17 protein-coding genes are annotated in these 22,413 nt (G+C 34.8%); 6 read left to right on the plus strand and 11 right to left on the minus strand.

The features are described from left to right. Positions 1-15 precede the first annotated feature (15 nt). From AABM59_RS00950 to AABM59_RS00965, 4 genes are all read left to right on the plus strand, one after another. Positions 16-1,443 carry a Gfo/Idh/MocA family oxidoreductase gene (locus AABM59_RS00950; RefSeq protein WP_338407111.1) on the plus strand — a complete coding sequence of 476 codons (1,428 nt, stop codon included), beginning with the start codon at positions 16-18 and terminating at the stop codon, positions 1,441-1,443. Positions 1,444-1,481: 38 nt separating this feature from the next. Beyond that, positions 1,482-2,237 carry a rhamnogalacturonan acetylesterase gene (locus AABM59_RS00955; protein ID WP_338407112.1) on the plus strand — a complete coding sequence of 252 codons (756 nt, stop codon included), beginning with the start codon at positions 1,482-1,484 and terminating at the stop codon, positions 2,235-2,237. A 31-nt stretch (positions 2,238-2,268) separates the two neighbouring features. Then, positions 2,269-3,216, plus strand: coding sequence for an alpha/beta hydrolase (locus AABM59_RS00960; RefSeq protein WP_338407113.1), 948 nt, complete (start codon positions 2,269-2,271; stop codon positions 3,214-3,216). A 522-nt stretch (positions 3,217-3,738) separates the two neighbouring features. Further along, positions 3,739-5,850, plus strand: coding sequence for a T9SS type A sorting domain-containing protein (locus AABM59_RS00965; protein ID WP_338407114.1), 2,112 nt, complete (start codon positions 3,739-3,741; stop codon positions 5,848-5,850). 103 nt (positions 5,851-5,953) lie between these two features. Here the strand turns inward: AABM59_RS00965 and AABM59_RS00970 are convergent, their stop codons facing one another. Beyond that, positions 5,954-6,748: a T9SS type A sorting domain-containing protein gene (locus AABM59_RS00970; protein WP_338407115.1), complete on the minus strand. Its 795-nt coding sequence runs from the start codon at positions 6,746-6,748 to the stop codon at positions 5,954-5,956. 621 nt (positions 6,749-7,369) lie between these two features. On the opposite strand from AABM59_RS00970, the gene AABM59_RS00975 reads away from it, so the two are divergent. After that, complete coding sequence (locus AABM59_RS00975) at positions 7,370-8,065, plus strand: porin family protein (RefSeq protein ID WP_338407116.1); 696 nt, start codon at positions 7,370-7,372, stop codon at positions 8,063-8,065. Here the strand turns inward: AABM59_RS00975 and AABM59_RS00980 are convergent. The 10 genes from AABM59_RS00980 to AABM59_RS01025 all read right to left on the minus strand — a co-directional run bounded on the left by AABM59_RS00980 (position 8,060) and on the right by AABM59_RS01025 (position 18,939). Further along, positions 8,060-8,665 carry a hypothetical protein gene (locus tag AABM59_RS00980; protein ID WP_338407117.1) on the minus strand — a complete coding sequence of 202 codons (606 nt, stop codon included), beginning with the start codon at positions 8,663-8,665 and terminating at the stop codon, positions 8,060-8,062. The genes AABM59_RS00975 and AABM59_RS00980 overlap by 6 nt on opposite strands. A 46-nt stretch (positions 8,666-8,711) precedes the next feature. Beyond that, positions 8,712-10,187 (minus strand): RNA polymerase factor sigma-54, encoded by a 1,476-nt coding sequence (gene rpoN / locus AABM59_RS00985; RefSeq protein WP_338407118.1) that lies wholly within the window; start codon positions 10,185-10,187, stop codon positions 8,712-8,714. A 69-nt stretch (positions 10,188-10,256) separates the two neighbouring features. Next, positions 10,257-11,693 carry an asparagine--tRNA ligase gene (gene asnS / locus AABM59_RS00990; RefSeq protein WP_338407119.1) on the minus strand — a complete coding sequence of 479 codons (1,437 nt, stop codon included), beginning with the start codon at positions 11,691-11,693 and terminating at the stop codon, positions 10,257-10,259. A gap of 101 nt (positions 11,694-11,794) precedes the next feature. After that, on the minus strand, positions 11,795-14,212 hold the full coding sequence (locus AABM59_RS00995; RefSeq protein ID WP_338407120.1) for an efflux RND transporter permease subunit: 2,418 nt from the start codon (positions 14,210-14,212) through the stop codon (positions 11,795-11,797). Positions 14,213-14,463: 251 nt separating this feature from the next. Next, the gene (gene frr, locus AABM59_RS01000; RefSeq protein WP_338407121.1) at positions 14,464-15,027 is read right to left on the minus strand and encodes a ribosome recycling factor; all 564 of its coding nucleotides are present in this window, start codon (positions 15,025-15,027) and stop codon (positions 14,464-14,466) included. Between the two features lie 40 nt (positions 15,028-15,067). After that, a complete protein-coding gene (gene pyrH / locus AABM59_RS01005) occupies positions 15,068-15,775 on the minus strand; it encodes a UMP kinase (protein WP_338407122.1) in 708 nt (235 codons plus the stop codon). Between the two features lie 517 nt (positions 15,776-16,292). Continuing rightward, positions 16,293-16,985, minus strand: a complete 693-nt coding sequence (gene truB / locus AABM59_RS01010; RefSeq protein WP_338407123.1) for a tRNA pseudouridine(55) synthase TruB — start codon at positions 16,983-16,985, stop codon at positions 16,293-16,295. Further along, positions 16,985-17,782 (minus strand): undecaprenyl-diphosphate phosphatase, encoded by a 798-nt coding sequence (locus AABM59_RS01015; RefSeq protein WP_338407124.1) that lies wholly within the window; start codon positions 17,780-17,782, stop codon positions 16,985-16,987. Before AABM59_RS01015 ends, truB begins: the two co-directional genes overlap by 1 nt. Continuing rightward, a complete protein-coding gene (locus tag AABM59_RS01020; protein ID WP_338407125.1) occupies positions 17,783-18,037 on the minus strand; it encodes a DUF3098 domain-containing protein in 255 nt (84 codons plus the stop codon). A 26-nt stretch (positions 18,038-18,063) separates the two neighbouring features. Beyond that, positions 18,064-18,939, minus strand: coding sequence for a permease-like cell division protein FtsX (locus tag AABM59_RS01025; protein WP_338407126.1), 876 nt, complete (start codon positions 18,937-18,939; stop codon positions 18,064-18,066). 169 nt (positions 18,940-19,108) lie between these two features. Here AABM59_RS01025 and leuS point away from each other — a divergent pair, with 169 nt between their 5' ends. Next, the gene (leuS, locus tag AABM59_RS01030; RefSeq protein WP_338407127.1) at positions 19,109-22,345 is read left to right on the plus strand and encodes a leucine--tRNA ligase; all 3,237 of its coding nucleotides are present in this window, start codon (positions 19,109-19,111) and stop codon (positions 22,343-22,345) included. The last annotated feature ends 68 nt before the right edge of the window (positions 22,346-22,413 follow it).

Genomic DNA, 22,413 nt, shown 5'->3' on the forward strand with positions numbered 1-22,413 from the left:
ATTTTAACACAAATAATGATGAGTTCAAAAATAACACGCAGAAAATTTGTAAAAACTACGGGTGCAGCAATTGCGGGATCAATGATTTTTTCTCCTGCATTTAGCCAGGTTTTAATGGATGCCACGATCAAAAAAAGAGTGGCAATGGTGGGTACCGGAAGTAGAGGAAACTCCTTATACGGTAAATTTTTGAGGGAAGAATATGGAGATATTGTGGAGTTTGTTGCCTTATGTGATATTAATGAAGGACGTGTAAAATATGCGAAAAACTTCATTGGCGTAAATTGCCCGACATTTACCGATTTTGACCAAATGTTGAATTCCGTTGAGATTGATTTGTTGATTGTGACAACTGTTGACGCTACACATCATGAATTTATCATAAAAGGATTAAATAAAAACATTGATGTGGTTACTGAAAAACCAATGACCACAGATGAACAAAAATGCCAGCAAATTATTGATGCACAACGCAATTCGAAAGGAAAGTTAATCATGGCTTTTAATTATCGTTATGGAAAAGTATTTACCAAACTGAAAGAAATTATTGATTCTAAAGAAATTGGAGATTTAATTTCAGTTGATTTACACTGGTATTTAAACACGTTCCACGGTGCAGATTATTTTAGGCGCTGGCACGGTTTAAGAGAGAAATCCGGAACGCTTTTGTTACACAAATCTGCACATCATTTCGATTTGTTAAATTGGATGATTGGCTCAGATCCTGTTGAGGTTTATGCCAATGGTGCACTTGAAAAATATGGAAAAAACAATGCGTTTAGAGGTAAAAGCTGCAGATCTTGTGCACATACCAAAGAATGTGATTTTTATTATGATATGACAAAAAATGAGCATTACATGAATTTATATGCTGCTAATGAAAAATACGACGGTTATTTAAGAGATAATTGTTTGTGGAGAGAAGAGATTGATATTTTTGATAAAATGTCGGTTTTGGTAAAATATGCCAATAATGTAGAGGTAACGTATTCATTAACAACCTATTCGCCATTTGAAGGTTTTCGTTTTGCCTTTAATGGAAAAGAAGGAAGGTTAGAAACCCAGGAAGGGATTCCTTGGAGAGAAATTAATCCTGAAGATCAGGTTAAAATTCATGAAAAGGAAATGGATAATTCTTCACACACCAAAAAAGAAGTTAATTTTCACGAAATTGTTTCACAGCGTAATTTTGAAGATTATAAAAGAATTGAATTTCCTTATGTTAGAGCCGGACATTGGGGTGGTGATAAATTAATGTTTGATGAAATTTTTAGAGGAGAAAACAGCAAACCAACATTAAATCATGCCGCGAATGTCAGAGATGGTTCATTGGCAGTACTAATTGGAATTGCAGCTTGTAAAAGTATTGATTCTGGGTTGCCGGTTAAAATTTCAGAATTGACAGATTTAGTTCCTCAAATACGTAAATGGGATAACTATTAAGCCAAAACATATTTTAGGGATCATAAAATATTAGATAAGTGAAGAATAAATATATTTTAATAGTTTCATGGGTTTTTTTAGTTGCAAATTTTGCATCAGCCCAACAAATTACTATTTATACAATAGGTGATTCTACCATGGCCAACAAACAAAATCCTGAAGAAAATCCTGAAAGGGGTTGGGCTCAAATGTTGCCGATTTTTTTTAATGAGGATGTTGTCATTTATAACAGGGCTGTAAATGGAAGAAGTACACGCAGTTTTATCAATGAAAAACGCTGGGAAGCTGTTTATAATGTATTAAAGGATGGGGATTATGTTTTTATTCAATTTGGACATAATGATCAAAAGGAAAATGATTCCAAACGCTATACAAATCCACATACCGCCTATCGCAATAATTTAATTCTTTTTGTAAAAGAAACTCTTCAAAAAGGAGCAACACCAATAATTTTTTCTTCCATTGTAAGGCGAAATTTCAATGAAAAAGGAACATTAATCGACACTCACGGCGAATATCCTATGGAAGCCCGATTAGTTGCAAAAGAATTTAATATTCCTTTTATTGATCTACAATACCTGTCTGAACAGCTTGAAGAATCTAATGGTATTGAAAAATCAAAGGAATTGCATTTGCACCTTAAAGCGGGAGAAATATTGTATTATCCAGAAGGTAAAGAAGATAACACACATCTTTCTATAAAAGGCGCTACTGAGATTGCAAAAATGGCAATGATGCAAATCCAACAATTAGATATTCCTTTAGCAAAAAAGATACGTCAGATTAAGGATTAGTAAGTGTTCGAATTCATATAATAAAACAACGATGGCAACTTTAAAATTTAGAATAAAACACGTAAAAATTTTGATTTTTTGTTTCGTTTTGGGAATAAATGGTTGTGTTTATTCTCAAACTGAAATTATTTCCGTTTGGCCTGATACTATTCCAAATGTTTTAGCTAATAAAGATTATCAAGAAATAGCACTTTACAAAGAAGGAAATGTATATAACATAAGTAAGGTTACAACACCTACCTTATCCGTTTTTTTGCCGGAAAATGATAAATTTAATAACACGTCTGTCATTATTTGTCCTGGTGGCGGTTATTCGCATTTAGCCATGGATAAAGAAGGGACGAAAGTTGCACAATGGCTTAATTCACTTGGTATCGCAGCATTTGTTTTAAAATACAGATTGCCAAGCGATTTAATTATGAAGGATAAATCAATTGGTCCTTTGCAAGATGCTCAGGAAGCCTTGCGCATCGTAAGGAGACATGCAGAAAAGTGGAAATTAAACATAAATAAAATTGGAATTATGGGTTTTTCAGCAGGAGGGCATTTAGCGGCAACATTATCAACACATTACAATGATAAATTATATAAAACACTTGATTCAATTAGTGCGCGTCCGAATTTTTCTATTCTAATTTATCCTGTAATTTCAATGATAGACGAAATTACACATAAAGGTTCCCGAAATGATTTATTGGGTGCAAATCCAACTACTGCATTAGTTAATAAATTTTCAAATGAATTGTGTGTAAATTCTAATATGTCACCGGCTTTCATCGTACATGCTACAGACGACAAATCGGTTCCGGTAGAAAATAGTCTAAATTATTATCAAGCGTTAAAAAGACACAATGTACCTGCTGAATTACATATCTTTGAAAAAGGAGGCCATGGTTTTGGGCTTGGGGTAAAGGATACTAGTCAATATTGGACAGAAATTTGTGAAAATTGGCTTCGTTCAAATAAGTACATAAATTAAAAGTAAATGGGTGATTTTTAAGAAGATTTAATCTTGACAAGAGTATTTTAAATATATTTGTGCAATCGATTACAAGATCAAATGAATCCATTTAGAATAGTGTAATCTAATAACATCAATTATTAAAGTTTGAATTTAATTATGAGAAAAATATTATTTAGCTTGACTATTATAATGATTTCCTTGCCAATTTTTGCACAACCGGTTATAACCGAATCTGTAGGATGGTTGGAGTCTGCTTATGTAAAATGGCAAACTGTTTCAGGTGTAGATAGCTATAATGTATATTATACCGGAGGGGGACAAACAGACAAAAAAATTGATAATCAACTTATTCGCAGCTATGGTACTTATTTTCGGGCTGATGTGTTAGGGCTAGCTGCTGGAACCTATACCCTCAAAGTAGCTGCGGTTAATGGAGGTGTTGAAGGAATTGCAGCTTCAACAGCAAGTTTAACAGTGTTACCTTACGATCGTAATGGTTTTGCTCACCAAGGCGGGCGCATTCCAGGTGGATACAATATGGACGGCACGCTAAAAACTAACGCCGTTGTTATATACATTACTCAAAACACAAAAAACACGGTTTCTCTTACTGTGACTGGTGCAAATGCAAATCCGTGTGTAGGTTTGCAAGCAATTTTAGACGGATTTAAAAAAGGTTCAGATAACCGTCCATTGGTTGTTCGATTAATAGGAAATATTACCGACCTTACCTATATGTTAAGTGGAGATATTGTTATTGAAAACAAAAATAATGCATCAAGTTCTATCACTTTTGAAGGTGTTGGTTCTGATGCTGTTGCTAATGGTTGGGGGCTGCGAATTAAAACAGCATCGAATATTGAAGTTCGTAATCTTGGATTTATGCTAACCAATTCCTCTGAAGGTGATAATCTTGGATTACAACAAGATAATGATCATATTTGGGTTCACAATTGCGATATGTTCTATGGGGCTCCGGGCAGTGATGCTGACCAAGCCAAAGGCGACGGTGCACTAGATTGTAAAAGATCAACCTATGTAACCTTCTCTTATAATCATTTCTGGGATTCAGGAAAAAGTAACCTTCTAGGATTGAGTGAAAATACCACTGTTGGTTTGTACATTACCTATCATCATAACTGGTATGATCATTCTGATTCCCGTCACCCGCGTGTCCGTTTTTATTCTGCACATGTATATAATAATTATTATGATGGTAATGCCAAATATGGAGTAGGGTCTACGATGGGTTCGTCGGTATTTGTCGAAAATAATTATTTCCGTAATTGCAAATATCCGATGCTTACCTCTAAACAAGGTACAGATATTTATAATGGTTCATCTGGTACATTCTCTGGAGAAGCTGGCGGAACAATTAAAGCAATTAATAATTTTATGAGCGGGCAAACACGTTATGTTCCTTATAATGCTACTACCAATCTTATTGAATTTGATGCTTATGCGGCTACAACAAGAGATGAAACCATTAGTGGCAGCATTACTTCGAAACTAGGGGTTAATACATACAACAACTTCGACACCGATCCAACTTTATATGTTAAAAATTTAGTACCCGATACTCCTGAGGGTGCAAAAGATAACGCAATTGCATATTCCGGACGCGTTTCTGGGGGTGATTTTAAATGGACATTTAATAATGCTGTTGATGATTTCTCATCAGATGTGAATACCTTGTTAAAGGCAGCTTTAAATTCTTATACTACTAGCTTATTATATGTACAAGGCGAAACCCCTGTAATTCTAAACAGTCAAACACTTACTTCAACTAATAACAACGACCAAACAGTAGTGGAAGGTAATGCGATTGACCCAATGATTTTTACTTGGGGTGGCGATGCAACTGATGCGGCTGTAAGTGGATTACCTGCATTAGGAATTAGTTTCGTAAAAGACGCTAATGCTAAAACAATTACAGTCACTGGAACTCCAACGGCTGATGTGTCTTTCTCTGTTGTAACGAGTGGTACTGCAGTTACACCTGTAACATTATCTGGTAATATCACAGTAGTTCCTCATGGAACCCTGCCTAGTGATGAAATACACAATTTTACCACATCAGGCATAACGAGCTCATTCTATACTTTTGGTTCAACAGCAAACCTTTCGACATCTAAAGGAACCATAACTTATGATGGTTTAACTCTTACTCAGTGTTTAAAAATTGAAATGGCGACAGTAATTAGTTATACAACCACTCAAGCGAGTAACTTGACGCTCGTAATGAACACAACCATAGATGATCCAACCGCACGTATCGTAGTTGATGGAACAATTTATACGGATGCCTCAGGAATAATCACAATACCTATCGCTGCAGGAAATCATACAATTACAAGAAATATTGCAGCAAACTTATTTTATATGAAGACATCTTATGGCACACTTGGTATAGAAGATTTGAACGCTCCAAAATTGAGCTTGTATCCAAATCCTGTTACAAGTAGCTTAAAAATATCCATGTTGGCTAAAATTGAAAAGGTTGAAATTTATAGTTTATCAGGTAACTTAGTAAAAAGTATTGAAGCTAATTTTGAAACTATTGATATGAGTTATCTGAGCAATGGAAGTTATGTGCTAAAAGTATTTACAGAACAAGGTATATTTGGCCATATAATTATTAAAAAATAAAGTTTAGTAAACATTGACTTATAATTCATTGTTAAAATGAAAAAGCCGTCTCAAAAATTAATTTGAGACGGCTTCTTTTTATTGAATTGCTTCTTTTAACGCACTAATAAGTAGATAATTTAACAGATTTTTTGCCATCAGCAGTAGTTAAGGTAGCAATATAAATACCGGCTTTAAAATCAAAATCGATATCAGAATTTGTTTTAAATTCTTTTACTAATGCACCCGTAATACTGTAGATTTTAACATCAGTACTCGTTTTTGTATTGTAAACATAAATTTTGTTTTTAACAGATCTTATATTTGTTTCTACAGGAGAAACTAGATCATTTAAGCCAAGTAGTGTAGAGCTTATTTCTATTTTATACAAGTTATAAGCATTACCAGCACACAAAATATAAAGATTACCTGCACCACCTGTATAATTAGCTTCCATATATTGAGGGTCAGTATCACCTAAACCATCATAGTGGGTTACCGCAGCAGTACCATCAGTTACCCATAGGGCTCGTGGTAAACTTGTGCCACTTTGTCTCATCCATATTTTTACTGCAACAGGACCTTCAACAGGAAAAGATAAATAACGTCTCGTTGGCATAAAAGTAACGCCATCAGATGGGTCTACATTACTATTACCACCGCCTTTAAAACGATTTACAGATACATACTCAGCAGCAGTATCGGCAAACCAAGTGGCACTATTTGATTCCACTACACCAAAACCAGAACCGCCACCAGGCTCTAAAGTTAATCCATCAACAACAGTGGTAGTAGATAATTCAGGACCTACCGGAAAGTTTGTAACATCATTTCCAAAATCCCAAACCTTATTTTGGGCTTGCGAATTTGCCGTAAAAAGTATTACGAATAAAAGAATAAAAAGTAGATTTTTTTTCATGTCTAAATTTTTTAGTTAATAATTTATTTAATGTAATCGATTGCCTAAATTAATGTTTTTTTTTTAAATAATGACAATTTTAGTTATTTTTTTAATTAAAGCTGTGGTTTTTGCAAAAGTGTCTTGTCCTGAAATAGCTATACACAAATCAAGAGTGTATGAAAACCGAACCAAAGAGAATATGTATATACCCGAAGGACATACAGCGCATTACCGGGAAGAGTTATCGTCAAAGTATTAGATTGTTGCACAAGCTAAAAAAAGACTGTAATAAACTTCAAAGTAGTCTTGTAAGTGTGGAGGAGTTTTGTGATTACACAGGTTTAAAATACGAACACGTAGAACCCCATATAAAAGGATAAAAACGCATAAACCTATTTGTTTTTTGAACCGCTTATTCAGTAAAATTCCTTACATTTGTATATTAAGATTTGTCAAAAAAGAATGGTTTTTTGAGGTTCAAAATCGAGACCCTAGAAATATATTTTGAAAAGCTTATGTTATATAAGGTATAGTAGGAGGCAATACAAATCCCTTCCTCTCTGCAATATAAATTGTGTAATCTAAAAAGCTATCCTTTCGGTTAGCTTTTTTCGTAATTTTATCCCACAAAAATAAAGTATGCGTTTATTCTTGAAAATATTTCTTTTATGTACAGCGGTTAATGTTTTTTCGCAAAACACAAATCTTGTTTCACCACCCGTAAAAATTGATTCGCTATACAGGGAAGACCAGTTTTATTTAGGATTCACCCTCAACACATTACAAAATAAACCAGCGGGATTGACACAAAATAAATTTTCGTTTGGAGCTACTATGGGCTTTCTTAGGGATATGCCAATCAATAAAAAAAGAACCATTGCAATAGCAACGGGACTTGGAATTTCTTACAATAATTATAATCAGAATATTGCCATTACGGAGCTCAACCAAACTCATGTTTACACGATTATTGACCCCAAAACCACCTACAATAAAAACAAATTTTCGCAGTTTTTGGTCGAAGTTCCTATTGAGTTTAGGTGGCGGACATCAACTTATGAAAGTCATAAATTTTGGAGAATCTATGGAGGATTTAAAATGGGATATTTGTTATATGACAAATCAATTTATCAAGATGTCAACGGCAAAATAAGTATCACAAATAACAAAGATTTTAATAAATTTCAATACGGAACTTATATCTCAGCAGGCTATAATACGATAAATGTTTATGCTTATTATGGGTTGAATTCATTGTTTCAATCGGCAAAAGTCGGAAATGAATCCTTAGATATGAATGCAATGAATATTGGAATAATCTTCTACATTTTATAGCCAAAAACGAAACAAAAGCACTTGCGGAATAATCCCCAAAACAAAGCCAATCACCAATTCTTTGACGGTATGTGCTTTCATTTCCAATCGGGAAGAAGCCACAACACCATTCATAAGCACTAAAAAAGCAATCAAATTTATGTTTCGGGTTTGATTATGGATACTTAATCCGATAATAAAAACAGTCAAGGCACTTATGCCTACCATGTGAAGACTCGCTTTTGTTCTAAAAAACAACAAAATCAATGCCAAAATAGTACTTAATAACCCTCCCAAAAAGAAAAAGTGAAATTCCGGAAAGTGATCTAAAGTGATGCTTTTTCGCACTAACATAATAGTTAAAAAACACTGAATAACCAATGGAATTTTACGCTGCGATATTTCTGAAATCATTATGGAATCAACTTTTCCAGTAGTGCGCAATACGAAAAAAAAGAGAATGGGAAGCAATAGCGTGACAATTACTATTTGAAAAAAAGCAAAATATTTTTCAGGATTTGTATAATAAGAGTCATAGAAAAAAAAGTAAAACAGGGCGGCATACACCGGAATGAATATTGGATGTAATAAATAGGAAGAAAAAGGGAGGATTTTTTTCAATGTTATACGATGTAAATTTAAAATCAATAATCGTTAATCTGCACTCCTATAACTTCTTCCTCATTCTCGCTACAGGAATATCCAGTTGCTCTCGATACTTCGCAATGGTCCTTCTGGCAATTGGGTAGCCTTTTTCCAAAAGAATTTCGGCCAATTGATCGTCCGGAAACGGTTTTTGTTTGTCCTCGTCTTCAATCACATTTTGCAAAATTTTCTTGATTTCAAGCGTTGATACCTCTTCGCCTTGGTCGTTTGTCATCGATTCCGAAAAGAATTCCTTGATCAGTTTCGTTCCGTAAGGTGTTTCTACATATTTACTGTTTGCCACGCGGGAAATAGTCGAAATATCCAACCCTACTACATCAGCAATGTCTTTCAGAATCATTGGTTTTAGTTTGGTTTCATCGCCTTCCAGAAAGTATTCTTGTTGGTAATGCATAATGGCATTCATTGTCACAAAAAGCGTTTCCTGACGTTGTTTTATGGCGTCGACAAACCATTTTGCCGAATCCAGTTTTTGTTTGATAAACTGCACAGCGTCTTTTTGCGCATTCGATTTATCGCGAGAATTTTTATAGGTTTGCATCATTTCCTGATAATCTTTGGAAACGTGTAAAGAGGGTGCGTTTCTTCCGTTTAATGTCAAAACTAATTCGTCGCCATCAATTCGAATGGCAAAATCAGGAACAACATGTTCTGTGATTTTATTGCTCCCGGTGAAGGAACCACCCGGTTTTGGATTTAGTTTTTCTATTTCGTGAATGGCAGTTTTGAGTTGCTCATTCGAAACCGCGTATTTTTGCAACAGTTTGTCGTAATGTTTTTTGGTAAAAGCGTCAAACCGGTTTTCGATAATATCCATAGCTAAAGCCACGTATTCCGTAGGTGTTTTGTGTTTTAATTGCAGCAACAAACATTCCTGTAAATCACGTGCGCCAACACCCGAAGGTTCTAGTTCGTGAATGACATATAACATTCTCTCTACTGTTTTTTCATCGGTATAAACACCTTGGGTAAACGCCATATCGTCAACTATGTCAGGGATACTTCGTCGAATATAACCCATGTCGTCAATGCTTCCCACAAGAAATTCGGCAATTTCTCGTTCGGCATCATTCAATATAAAAGTATTCAGTTGATTGATTAAATCTTGGTGAAAACTTATTGGCGCAACCAGTGGCGACTCACGTTCCTCATCATCATCACTGTAATTGTTGGCTTGGGTTTTGTAATCTGGCGTTTCGTCACTACTTAAATATTCGTCGATATTAATATCGCTCGTATCCTCACTTTCATTGTCGTCATAATCGTCGAATTCATCATTGGTATCATCATTGTCGAATTCGTCTTTTTCGTAAATTTCTTCTTCCTCATCTCCCGTTTCCAATGCTGGATTTTCGTTCATTTCTTCTATTAAACGTTGTTCGAATGCTTGCGTAGGCAATTGAATTAACTTCATCAACTGGATTTGTTGTGGAGATAATTTCTGAGACAACTTTAGATTTAGAAATTGTTTTAACATTTATATCGTTTAAAAAGGTTAGGGTTTAAGGTTGTAGTATATCAACAACATTAAACGATAAACAAGTTTTTAAAACTCTGCATTTTGTGGCGTTCTAGGAAAAGGAATTACGTCGCGAATGTTTGTCATTCCAGTTACAAAAAGCACCAATCTTTCGAATCCAAGTCCAAAACCGGAGTGAACGGCGCTTCCAAATCTTCGGGTGTCTAAATACCACCATAATTCTTCTTCGTCGATTCCTAAGGATTTCATTTTTTCGACTAAAACGTCAAAACGTTCTTCCCTTTGTGAACCCCCCACTATTTCTCCAATTCCTGGAAAAAGAATATCCATCGCACGAACTGTTTTTCCATCTTCGTTCAAACGCATGTAAAATGCTTTGATGTTTGCGGGATAATCAAACAAGATTACCGGGCATTTAAAGTGTTTTTCCACCAAATAACGTTCGTGTTCCGATTGTAAATCAGCACCCCATTCGTTGATGATATAATTAAATTTCTTCTTTTTATTTGGCGTGCAATCTCTCAAAATGTCAATCGCTTCGGTATAAGATACTCGTTTGAAATTGTTTTCTAAAACAAAGTTTAGTTTGTCTAGCAATCCCATTTCGCTTCTTTCAGCTTGTGGTTTTGATTTTTCTTCGTCCAATAATCGACCTTCTAAGAATTTCAAATCCTCGGGACATTTATCTAATGTGTATTTAATTACATATTGTATAAAATCTTCGGCCAAGTCCATATTGTCATTCAAATCATTGAAAGCCACTTCAGGTTCAATCATCCAAAATTCTGCCAAATGGCGAGAAGTATTCGAGTTCTCAGCTCTAAATGTTGGTCCAAAAGTGTAAATTTGTCCCAAAGCCATCGCAAAAGTCTCTCCTTCTAATTGTCCAGAAACAGTTAAATTGGTTTCTTTGCCAAAGAAATCTTCTTTGTAATTTACTTTTCCGTCTTCTGTTCTTGGAGTATTGTCGAAAGGTAAAGCGGTTACTTTAAACATTTCTCCAGCACCTTCGGCATCAGAACCGGTAATGATTGGGGTGTTTACATACACAAAACCCTTTTCTTGAAAATAATTATGAACGGCGAACGACAAAACAGAACGTACCCGCATAATCGCTCCAAAAATATTTGTACGTACTCGTAAATGTGCATTTTCACGCAAGAAATCCAAACTTGGTTTATTTTTGGGTTGTATTGGGAATTTTTCTGCATCTGAGTCACCAAGTATTTCTAATTTTTCAACTTTGATTTCAAATTTTTGACCAGCTCCTTGGCTTTCTACTAAATTTCCAGTAACCGAAATTGCCGCACCAGTGGTTATTCTTTTTAAGGTTTCGTCAGCTGTGTTTTCGAAATCGACAACACATTGTATATTATTGATGGTCGAACCGTCGTTCAACGCGATAAATTGATTGTTTCTAAAAGTTCTTACCCAACCTTTTGCGTTTATTGCTTGAAGTGTTGTTGTGCTGTTTAGCAGGTCTTTTACTCTTGTATGTTTCATTTTTGAATAAGGATTTAAAATTTAGGATATAGCCATTTGGCTTTGCTCAGGGTGAAAATTTGTGTCATTGATGATTAAATCGAATTGCAAATATAAACGATTTATTTTTTTTCTTCAAAAACTCCCGTTTCGTCTACATCGTAGTCCAAAACATCGATTTTAGGCTCTGTAAATTCTTGTTCGTTTGCCAATTTTTTATTCAATGTTAACACCAATGAAGGTAATAAAACCAAGTTAGACAATACACCAAAAATCAAGGTTACTGCAATTAATCCTCCAAGCGCCACCGTGCCTCCAAAATCGGATAACATAAACACTGAAAATCCAGAAAACAAAACTACCGATGTATAAAACATGCTCACTCCGGCCTCTTTTATTGTGGCATAAACAGATCGTTTTATTTTCCAATTATTTCGAACCAATTCCTGTCGATATTGTGCCAAGAAATGGATGGTGTCGTCAACTGAAAGTCCGAACGCGACACTAAACACCAATATTGTTGAAGGTTTCAAAGGAATGCCAAAATAACCCATTAATCCTGCGGTAATTACTAATGGCAGCAGATTAGGAATCAAAGCAACTACAACCATTTTGAAGGATCTAAACATGAAAGCCATCAATAACGAAATTAGAAAAACGGCAAAAAGAAGTGAAAAAATAAGATTTTCAAGTAGGTATTTGGTGCCTTTTTCGAACACATAAGCTTTTCCTGTCACGGTGACTTTATACCTGTCAGGCGGGAATATGGTATTGATTTTTGTTTTTAGTTTGTTTTCAATTTTTAGCATATTACCTGTGCCAATGTCTCTCATAAAAGTGGTGATTCGGGCAACTTGTCCCGTGCTGTCCACATAACTTTTCATGATATTTTTTTGGCTGTTTTTTGCGGTGTTTTTTGCATAACTCAAGATAAATGGTTGTTCCTGAGACGTTGGCAAATCATAGTATTCTGGATTTCCGTTATAATAGGCTTGTTTTGAGTATTTGACAAGATTGAGGATTGAAATTGGCGTTGAAAGTTCCGGAATTTCTTCGATTGTTTTTTGAAATTCGTCCATTTTTTTCAAAGTCGAAAGCTTCATTACTCCTTTTTTTCTTTCAGTGTCAATGGTGATTTCAAGTGGCATTACTCCGTCAAACTCTTTTTCGAAGAAAAGAATATCATTGTAAAATCCGGTTTTTTTAGGCATGTCTTCTATCAAACTTCCTGAAGTCTTGATTTGGAAAGCGCCATATAGACTTACTACAAACAAGAAGATAGCCGCGGGGTATACATGGCGTTTGTTTTGTCGCACCATTTTTTCTATCCAAGTCATTAAAGTACGAGTGTAATTTCGACTTAAATGTTCTAAATGTTTTTCTTTTGGAACAGGTTGGTAGCTGTAATAAATTGGAATAAGAATCAGGCATAAAAAGAACAACGCCATAATGCTAACAGAAGCAACAATTCCGAATTCTTTCAACAACTCACTATTAGTGATAATAAAAGTGGCAAAACCAGCTGCCGTTGTTAAGTTAGTCATTAAAGTGGCGGTTCCCACCTTAGTAATTACTCTTTGTAGTGCTTTTGCTTTATTACCGTGAGCTAAATATTCCTGTTGGTATTTATTGGTAAGAAAAATGCAGTTGGGGATTCCAATTACAATAATCAATGAGGGAATTATTGCGGTTAGCACTGTGATTTCATAATGAAACAAACCTAGAAAACCAAAAGTCCACATAACGCCAATGATAACAATCATCACTGATATTAAGGTTGCTCGATACGAGCGAAAAAAGAAAAAGAAAATCAGTGAAGTAATTAAAATCGAGGCGCCAATAAAAAGGCGTATTTCATCGATTATACTTTTTGCATTAAGCGTTCTGATGTAAGGCATTCCGGAAACGCGTAAATCAATCCCGGTTTCTTTTTCATAAGCTTCAATTTTTGGGATAAAATAATTAAGAATGAAGTCTTTACGCGCAATCGTGTTTACTATTTTTTTGTCTAAATATATAGCGGAACGAATCGTGCCATTTTTTTTATTGAACAGTACGCCTTCGTAAAAAGGCATTTTTTGAAACAATTCAGTTTTAATCGATGCCAAATATTCAGGGCTGTTTGTTTTACTTTGGTTAACAAACGGGACCAATTCAAAGGTTTGTTTTGCTTCGTTTTTTTGTATTTTTTTTAAATTATTTACCGATACAACTAACTCGATTTCTGTTTGATTTTTAAAATCAGACATTAATTTATTCCAGGCAATAAAAGCTTTAGGTTTAAAAAAAGCACTGTCTTTTACCCCCACGACAATAAGGTTTCCTTCTTCGCCAAATTTTTCTAAAAACCCCTTGTATTCCTTGTTTACAATATTATTGTCAGGAAGAAGGTTTGCCTCGGTAAAGGTAAATCGAATGTTTTCCCATTGTGAGCCAAGAGCGGCAGTTATGAGGATTATAACCGCAAGTATTTTGAGTCTATTTGTGAGTACCATTCTGGCGATGAACTCCCAAAACCCTACTTTAAATGTTTTTTTCATAAAAGGATTAAAATGTTTGCAAAGGTAGATAAAACGGGAGACATTTTGACCGTTGTAAAGTTACATTTATGGTTTTTTGGCTAATATTCTTTCTTTTTCTGGCTGCATAAAAATGCTTTCGAGGTTAAAATTGGAATAAATTGTCTTTCGGTTTTTTGAAAGCCGTAAATTTTGTTATTTTATTTGAATAAAAAACAATAAAAAATCCGCCTCGGTTCTTATCGGGGCGGATTTTTTATTTTCTTTGAAAGTTACACCTTCATTATTTCAGCTTCTTTGAGAACAAGATGCTCATCGATTTTTTTAATAAAACTATTTGTTAAGACTTGAACTTCATCTTCAGCATTTTTGCAAAAATCTTCGGATGTTCCGTCTTTTTCTAACTTTTTAATTTCTGAATTGGCATCTTTACGAGCGTTTCTAATCCCAATTTTAGCATCCTCAGCCTCTGATTTTGCTTGTTTTGCAAGGTCTCGTCTTCGATCTTCGGTCAGTGGAGGAACACTTATTATGATTATATCTCCGTTATTCATTGGGTTGAAACCAATGTTTGCAACCATAATTGCCTTTTCAATGGGATGCAACATATTCTTTTCGAAAGGTTGCAAGGTAATTGTTCTTGCATCGGGCACGTTTATATTTGAAACCTGAGAAAGCGGTGTTGCCGCGCCGTAATAATCAACAAAAACACTTCCCAACATTGCTGGATTTGCTTTTCCTGCACGAATATTTAAAAATGCTTTTTCTAAATGCGCAATAGATCCCGCCATAGATTCTTGGGTGCTATCTAAAATAAATTCAATTTCTTCAGTCATAATTTTTATATTTATCTATTCTCTTTTTGGACTAGCGGGCTTAAATATTCACTTCTGTTCCTATGTTTTCTCCCTTGCAAATTTTCAATAAATTTCCTGCTTTATTCATGTCGAAAATTACGATAGGTAGTTTGTTTTCCTGACTTAAGGTGAATGCTGTAGAATCCATTACATTCAGGCCTTTTTTGATTACGTCTTCAAACGAAATATAATTAAATTTTGTTGCTGAAGCATCTTTTTCTGGATCGGCAGAGTAAACGCCATCAACCCTTGTTCCTTTCAAAATTACGTCTGCGTTTATTTCTACCCCACGTAAAACAGCGGCTGTATCTGTAGTGAAATAAGGGTTTCCTGTTCCAGCACCAAAAATTACGATTCGTCCTTTTTCAAGATGACGATCAGCCCTTCTTTTTATATAAGGCTCTGCAATTGACTCCATTTTTAATGCAGTTTGCAAACGGGTTTTCATTCCTTTATCTTCGAGCGCACCCTGTAATGCCATTCCGTTGATAACCGTAGCCAGCATCCCCATATAATCTCCTTGTACACGATCCATGCCATTGCTTGCTCCGGCAACACCCCTAAAGATATTTCCTCCGCCAATTACGATGGCTATTTCTATTCCTTGTTCGTGAACTTTCTTTATCTCATTGGCATATTCAGCCAATCTTATGGGGTCAATACCATATTGTCTGTCTCCCATTAATGATTCGCCACTTAATTTTAGAAGAATTCTTTTGTACTTCATTGCTTTGTTGAATTGAGTTGTGCAAATATAGACATATTCTAATTTTTTTTTAAATTAATATTTGAGTTTATTTTTTAAGTTTATTTTCTAGGGATGTGTTTTTCTAATATTATACTTGGCATTAGATTTAAGTCTTTATTAAAAGTGAATTTGGATTATAAAAAGCAACACATACAACTATTCTACTATTTTAAAACACTAAACAACTTAATTCCAATTCTTTATTAAAGATTTGTTTTTATAAAAAAATTTGTGGATTTCTAATCTCCACCACATCTACATGTTCTGATTTACTTTTTCATTGGGGTTTAAATATTGTTTAACAATTAAAAAAATATACTAATGAAAAATCTATTCGAAAAACCCTATGATTATGTTATAACCTTTTTATATGGAGGTAAAAGCACAACTCATTATTAAACAAATTTTATTTAATTGAGCGAAGAGTTTGTGTTTTGAAATTTTAATTTCAAAACAATTACAGGGTTTTTTTCTATGAGTATTTGTTTTGCAACAATTAATAGGCTAAACTTTGCTCAAAGAAAGTGACGTCTGTAGCGTCTTTTGCCTCATAATCACCAATTTTCGTTCTCCGTAACGCAGTCAAATGCGAACCAGAATCCATTGCTTTTCCAAAGTCAAAAGCCAGAGAGCGAATGTAGGTTCCTTTACTACAAACAACCCTAAAATCGATTTCGGGAAGTGCAATTCGTGTAATTTCAAATTCGTGTATTGTAGTTTTTCTAGTAGCTATTTCTACGGTTTCACCAGCACGTGCATGCTCGTAAAGACGGATTCCGTCTTTTTTTATGGCAGAAAAAATGGGTGGTTTTTGGTCAATTTCCCCCAAAAATTGTTTTACCGTTATGCGAATTAAGGCTTCATCAATATGTGAAGTGTCGAAAGCTTCGTCTATTTCCGTTTCCAAATCGTATGATGGCGTTGTTGCTCCAATGTAAAAAGTTCCAGTATATTCTTTTGCTTGACCTTGAAGTTCACTAATTCTTTTGGTGAATTTCCCCGTGCAAACCAGCAATAATCCGGTTGCCAAAGGATCTAAAGTTCCTGCGTGACCAATTTTAAATTTTTTTGGCAAACCAACTTTGTTAATCAACAAATGTTTCAATTTATTTACAGCCTGAAAAGACGTCCAATGCAAAGGCTTGTCGATAAGTAAAATTTGTCCGTTAAGAAAATCTTCGGCTAACATTAAATTACTGTCAATGGATGAATGAAAAAGTGAATTGCCAAAAGCACAATTCCAGCAACAATACGATAATAACCAAATACTTTGAAGCCATGCTTGGTCAAAAAGCCTATGAAACTTTTAATGGCTAATAGCGCCACAATAAATGCCACGACATTTCCAATAATTAACAAATTGATTTGCTCGGGAGATAAAACGAAACCATCCTTATAATAATCATAACATTTTTTGGCTGTTGCGCCAAGCATCGTTGGTACTGCAAGAAAAAAGGAAAATTCAGCAGCGCTTGTTCGAGATAATTTCTGAGACATTCCGCCCACGATGCTTGCGCCGCTTCTTGAAACCCCAGGAACCATAGCTAAACATTGAAACAATCCTATTTTAAAAGCTTGCAAGTAACTAATTTCACTTGATGTTTCACTTGCCTCGGAATTAGCAAACCAGTCGTCAACTTTCAATAAAATAATTCCGCCAATTAAGAGAGAAATGGCAACGGTTAAAGGACTTTCTAATAAAGCATCTATTTTTTTGCTAAATAGTAATCCAAAAACTACGGCAGGTATAAAGGCCACCAATAATTTAAAATAAAAGTCAAGGGTTTGAAAAAACCGTTTAAAATATAAAAAAACTACCGAAAGGATAGCGCCTAATTGGATTACTATGGTGAAGAGTTTGGTAAATTCATCATGTTCAATCCCAAAAAAAGAAGAGGCAATAATCATATGGCCTGTTGAAGAAACGGGTAAAAACTCGGTAATTCCCTCAATAATGGCCAGAACAATAGTTTGAAAAGTATTCATTTATTCTTTTTTAGGTTTTTTAAGAATAGCATAAATGGCGATTCCAAATCCTATTAAAACGGTTGTTGGCGCCAAGCGGATTCTTCTAAAATTGAAAACAGCCTCGTTAAAAACTTTTGGATCATTACTTCCGCCTCCAGACATTAAAATAAATCCTAATGTAATCACCGCAATGCCAATCAATAGGATTTTATAATTTATTTTTTCAAAAAGAAATTCGTGTTTCACTTTGGTTTTTTGATCTTGTTTTTTCATAAAAAGTGTAAATCTAATATTGTGAATTAATAAAGGTCGTCAGTTCTTAAATTTAAAAAGCGCTGTGTCGCAAAATAAGTGCTAATCCAAGTTATCAAAATACCAATTCCAAAAACTACCAATAATACTAAACCAACAAGTAATTTATCATCAAGAATTCCTAAATCGGGGAAGTTAACCTGAATATAAGCCAGTAGGCCTATTAACGCAAGAACGGCAAATCCCGCACCAATCATTCCTAGTTTTATGCTGCGCATCACAAACGGTTTTCTGATAAATGCTTTGGTAGCACCAACCATTTGCATCGTTTTAATAATAAATCGATTAGAATAAATGGACAAACGTAACGAACTATTGATCAACAAAACTGCGATTACCGTAAGGAAACCGCTTATTATCAGTATCCAAAAACTCACTTTTTTAATGTTGTCATTTACTAATTCAACCAGTTGTTTATCATAGACAATATCGGAAACCATACGGTTTTTTCGCAAACGACTTTCTATTTTTGCAATACTGTCCTTAACAACGTAATCCGCTTTAAGGTTAATATCGAACGAATTTTGAAGAGGATTTTCACCAAGAAAAGCCATAAAATTTTCGCCAATAATGTCGGTGTGTTCTTTTGCTGCAGTTTCTTTGGAAACAAACACAAATGATTTTGCAAATGGAGCGGTTTTTAGCTCTCCTTTAAAAGATTTCAAAACACTGTTGTTTGCATCATTTTTAAAAAACACCGTCATGGCAATTTTTTCTTTAAAATCGTCTGCTAATTTTTTAGAATTAATGATAAAAAACCCTAAAATTCCCAACAGGAATAATACCAAGAATATGCTTAGTACAACTGAGAAATAAGAAGAAATTAACCTGCGTTTTTGAAATTTATCAAATGAAGAAGCCATAGTTTACTGTAATTATGGGGTAAAAATAATAAAGAATTTCTTTATTTAAAGTTAATAACGCTCAAACTTTTAACTTTCGTACAATAAATGTAAATTTGCAACCTAATTTTATTAGTTTAATTAAATACCCTTTAGGTGTTTTGAACCCAGAAAGGGATATATTAAAGATATGAAGTACAATCCGAACGAAATAGAGGCCAAATGGCAAAAATATTGGGCCGAAAATCAAACTTTTGCTGCACAGAACAATTCAGAAAAACCAAAATATTATGTTTTGGACATGTTTCCTTATCCATCAGGAGCTGGTTTGCATGTTGGACACCCTCTGGGTTACATTGCTTCGGATGTGTATTCGAGATACAAAAGACTCCGCGGTTTCAATGTTTTGCATCCAATGGGTTATGATAGTTTTGGATTGCCTGCCGAACAATACGCTATTCAAACAGGTCAACGTCCAGAAGACACCACATCGGTAAATATTGATGGAGGCATTGATAAGGAAGGCAATCAAATTTCCGGATACAGAAAACAATTGGATAAAATTGGATTTTCTTTCGATTGGAGCCGGGAAATTCGCACTTCAAATGCCGATTATTATAAGCATACTCAATGGATATTTATTCAATTGTTCAATTCTTGGTACAATAAAAACAGCAACAAAGCCGAGGATATTTCGACCTTAATTTCCGTTTTCGAAAGCGAAGGAAATGCAAACATAAATTCTGTTTGTGACGATAATATTGCTGTTTTTTCGTCAAGCCAATGGAAAGCGCTTTCGACAGAAGACCGGCAAAAAGTTTTATTGCAATACAGATTGACTTATTTAGCCGAGACCGAAGTGAACTGGTGTCCGGGATTAGGAACTGTTTTAGCCAACGACGAAATTGTAAACGGTGTTTCGGAGCGTGGGGGCTTTCCTGTTATTCGTAAAAAAATGACCCAATGGAGTATGCGAATTTCTGCTTACGCAGAACGTTTGTTACAAGGTTTAAATGAGATCGATTGGAGCGAAAGCATAAAAGAAAGTCAGAGAAACTGGATTGGAAAATCGATTGGAGCGTTGGTTGCCTTTCCAATTTTAACAGCAAATGCTAACAATGAAAACAACACTCATATTTTGCTTGAAAAAGCACTAGAATTAAGACAAAATCCTTCAGAAACAGAACATATATTATGGCAAAGTCTAAAGTCTAAAGCATTAGATTATAAGTTCAGACACCAATATTTAATAGGTGATTATATCGTTGATTTTGTTTGTCTTTCTAAAATGTTCGTCATCTTAATTAATGAAGAAACCCAAGATTTTCAGCAAGTCACGAATCTAGAAAGAGCGAAAGTTATTACTGAAAAAGGGTTTAGAATTATACGTTTTAATAAAGAAGAAATTTTAAGAAATTTAAATGGCGTTTTAGACACCATCACCAAAGAATTAGATGAAATAGCTGGTTCAGCTTCTGAAATTAAAAAAATAGAAGTTTTTACTACGCGTCCTGACACTATTTTTGGAGTCACCTTTATGACTCTTGCTCCAGAACACGAATTAGTCGCGCAAATTACGACTCCAGAACAAAAACAAGCTGTTGAAAATTATATCGAAAAGACGGCAAAGCGTTCCGAAAGAGAGCGTATGGCGGATGTAAAAACCATTTCGGGAGTTTTTACCGGAGCCTATGCTGAACATCCTTTTACCAAAGAACCCATTCCGGTTTGGATTGGGGATTATGTTCTGGCTGGTTATGGAACTGGCGCCGTTATGGCGGTTCCTTGCGGCGACGAAAGAGATTATGCTTTTGCCCATTTTTTCAAAGGACAAAGCGGAATGCAAGAAATCAAGAATATTTTTGCCAATGTCAATATCTCCAAAGAAGCGTATGGTTCGAAAGACAATGTTGTTATTGCCAATTCTGATTTTCTAAATGGATTGAATTACAAAGAAGCGACCAAAAAAGCTATTTTAGAACTCGAAAAAATAAACCAAGGAAAGGGAAAAATTAATTACCGTTTGCGTGATGCGGTTTTTTCTCGCCAAAGATATTGGGGTGAACCATTTCCGGTATATTATGTTAATGGCTTGCCACAAATGATTGATGCAAAACATTTGCCAATCGTCTTGCCAGAAGTAGAAAAATATTTGCCAACAGAAGACGGATTGCCGCCTTTAGGAAATGCTTTGGTTTGGGCTTGGGATAGTTTAAATAATAAAGTAGTCAGCACAAATTTGGCAGACAATAAAACAATTTATCCTCTTGAATTGAACACAATGCCAGGTTGGGCGGGAAGTTCCTGGTATTGGATGCGTTATATGGATGCGCACAATGACGGAGAATTTACCAGCAAAGATGCCTTGAAATATTGGGAAAGCGTAGATTTATACATTGGCGGAAGTGAACACGCAACCGGACATTTATTGTATTCCCGATTTTGGAACAAATTTCTGAAAGACAAAGGTTTTGCACCAACCGAAGAACCATTCAAAAAACTGATTAATCAGGGAATGATTTTGGGAATGAGTGCGTTTGTTTATAGATTAGACGGAACAAATACGTATGTTTCTATAAATAAAATAACAGGTCAAAAAGTACAACCTATTCACGTTGATGTTTCATTAGTAAATACATCCGATGAATTAGATATTGAAGCATTCAAAAAATGGAGAGAGGAATTTGCAGACGCAAAATTAATTACAGAAGATAATGGCAAATTCATTGTTAGTCGCGAAATCGAAAAAATGTCAAAATCCAAATACAATGTTGTAACACCAGATGACATTTGTAATGAATACGGAGCCGATACGTTGCGTTTGTACGAAATGTTTCTCGGTCCATTGGAACAAGCAAAACCTTGGAACACGGCAGGGATTTCGGGAGTTTTTGGTTTCTTGAAAAAATTATGGCGTTTGTATTTTGATGAAAATGGGTTGATTGTAAACAATGATGAACCGACGAAAGACCACCTGAAATCGTTACACAAAACCATCAAAAAAGTAGCAGAAGATATCGAAGGGTTTTCTTTTAACACTTCGGTTTCGCAGTTTATGATTTGTGTGAATGAATTATCAACTCAAAATTGTCATTCCCGTGCCATTTTGGAACCATTGACTATTTTGATTTCGTCTTATGCGCCACATATTGCCGAGGAATTATGGAGTCAATTAGGAAATTCAGAATCAATTTCTACGGTTGCTTTTCCAATATTGGACGAAAAACATTTGGTAGAAAGTAGCAAGGAATATCCCGTTTCTTTCAACGGAAAAATGCGTTTTACTATCGAATTGCCTTTGGATTTAACCGTTGCCGAAATTCAGGAAATCATCATGAAAGATGAAAGAACATTGAAACAATTGGGCGGAAAAACCCCGAACAAGGTTATTATTGTTCCGGGGAAGGTAATAAATTTGGTAGGGTAGAAAAAAATTGACATTGTCATTCCCATTCAAATTTTTTAATAAATTTTTAACTAATGTCAAAATGGCAT

Origin of the sequence: uncultured Flavobacterium sp. (genome assembly GCF_963925185.1) — a bacterium.
In the GTDB taxonomy this organism is placed as follows: Bacteria; Bacteroidota; Bacteroidia; order Flavobacteriales; family Flavobacteriaceae; genus Flavobacterium.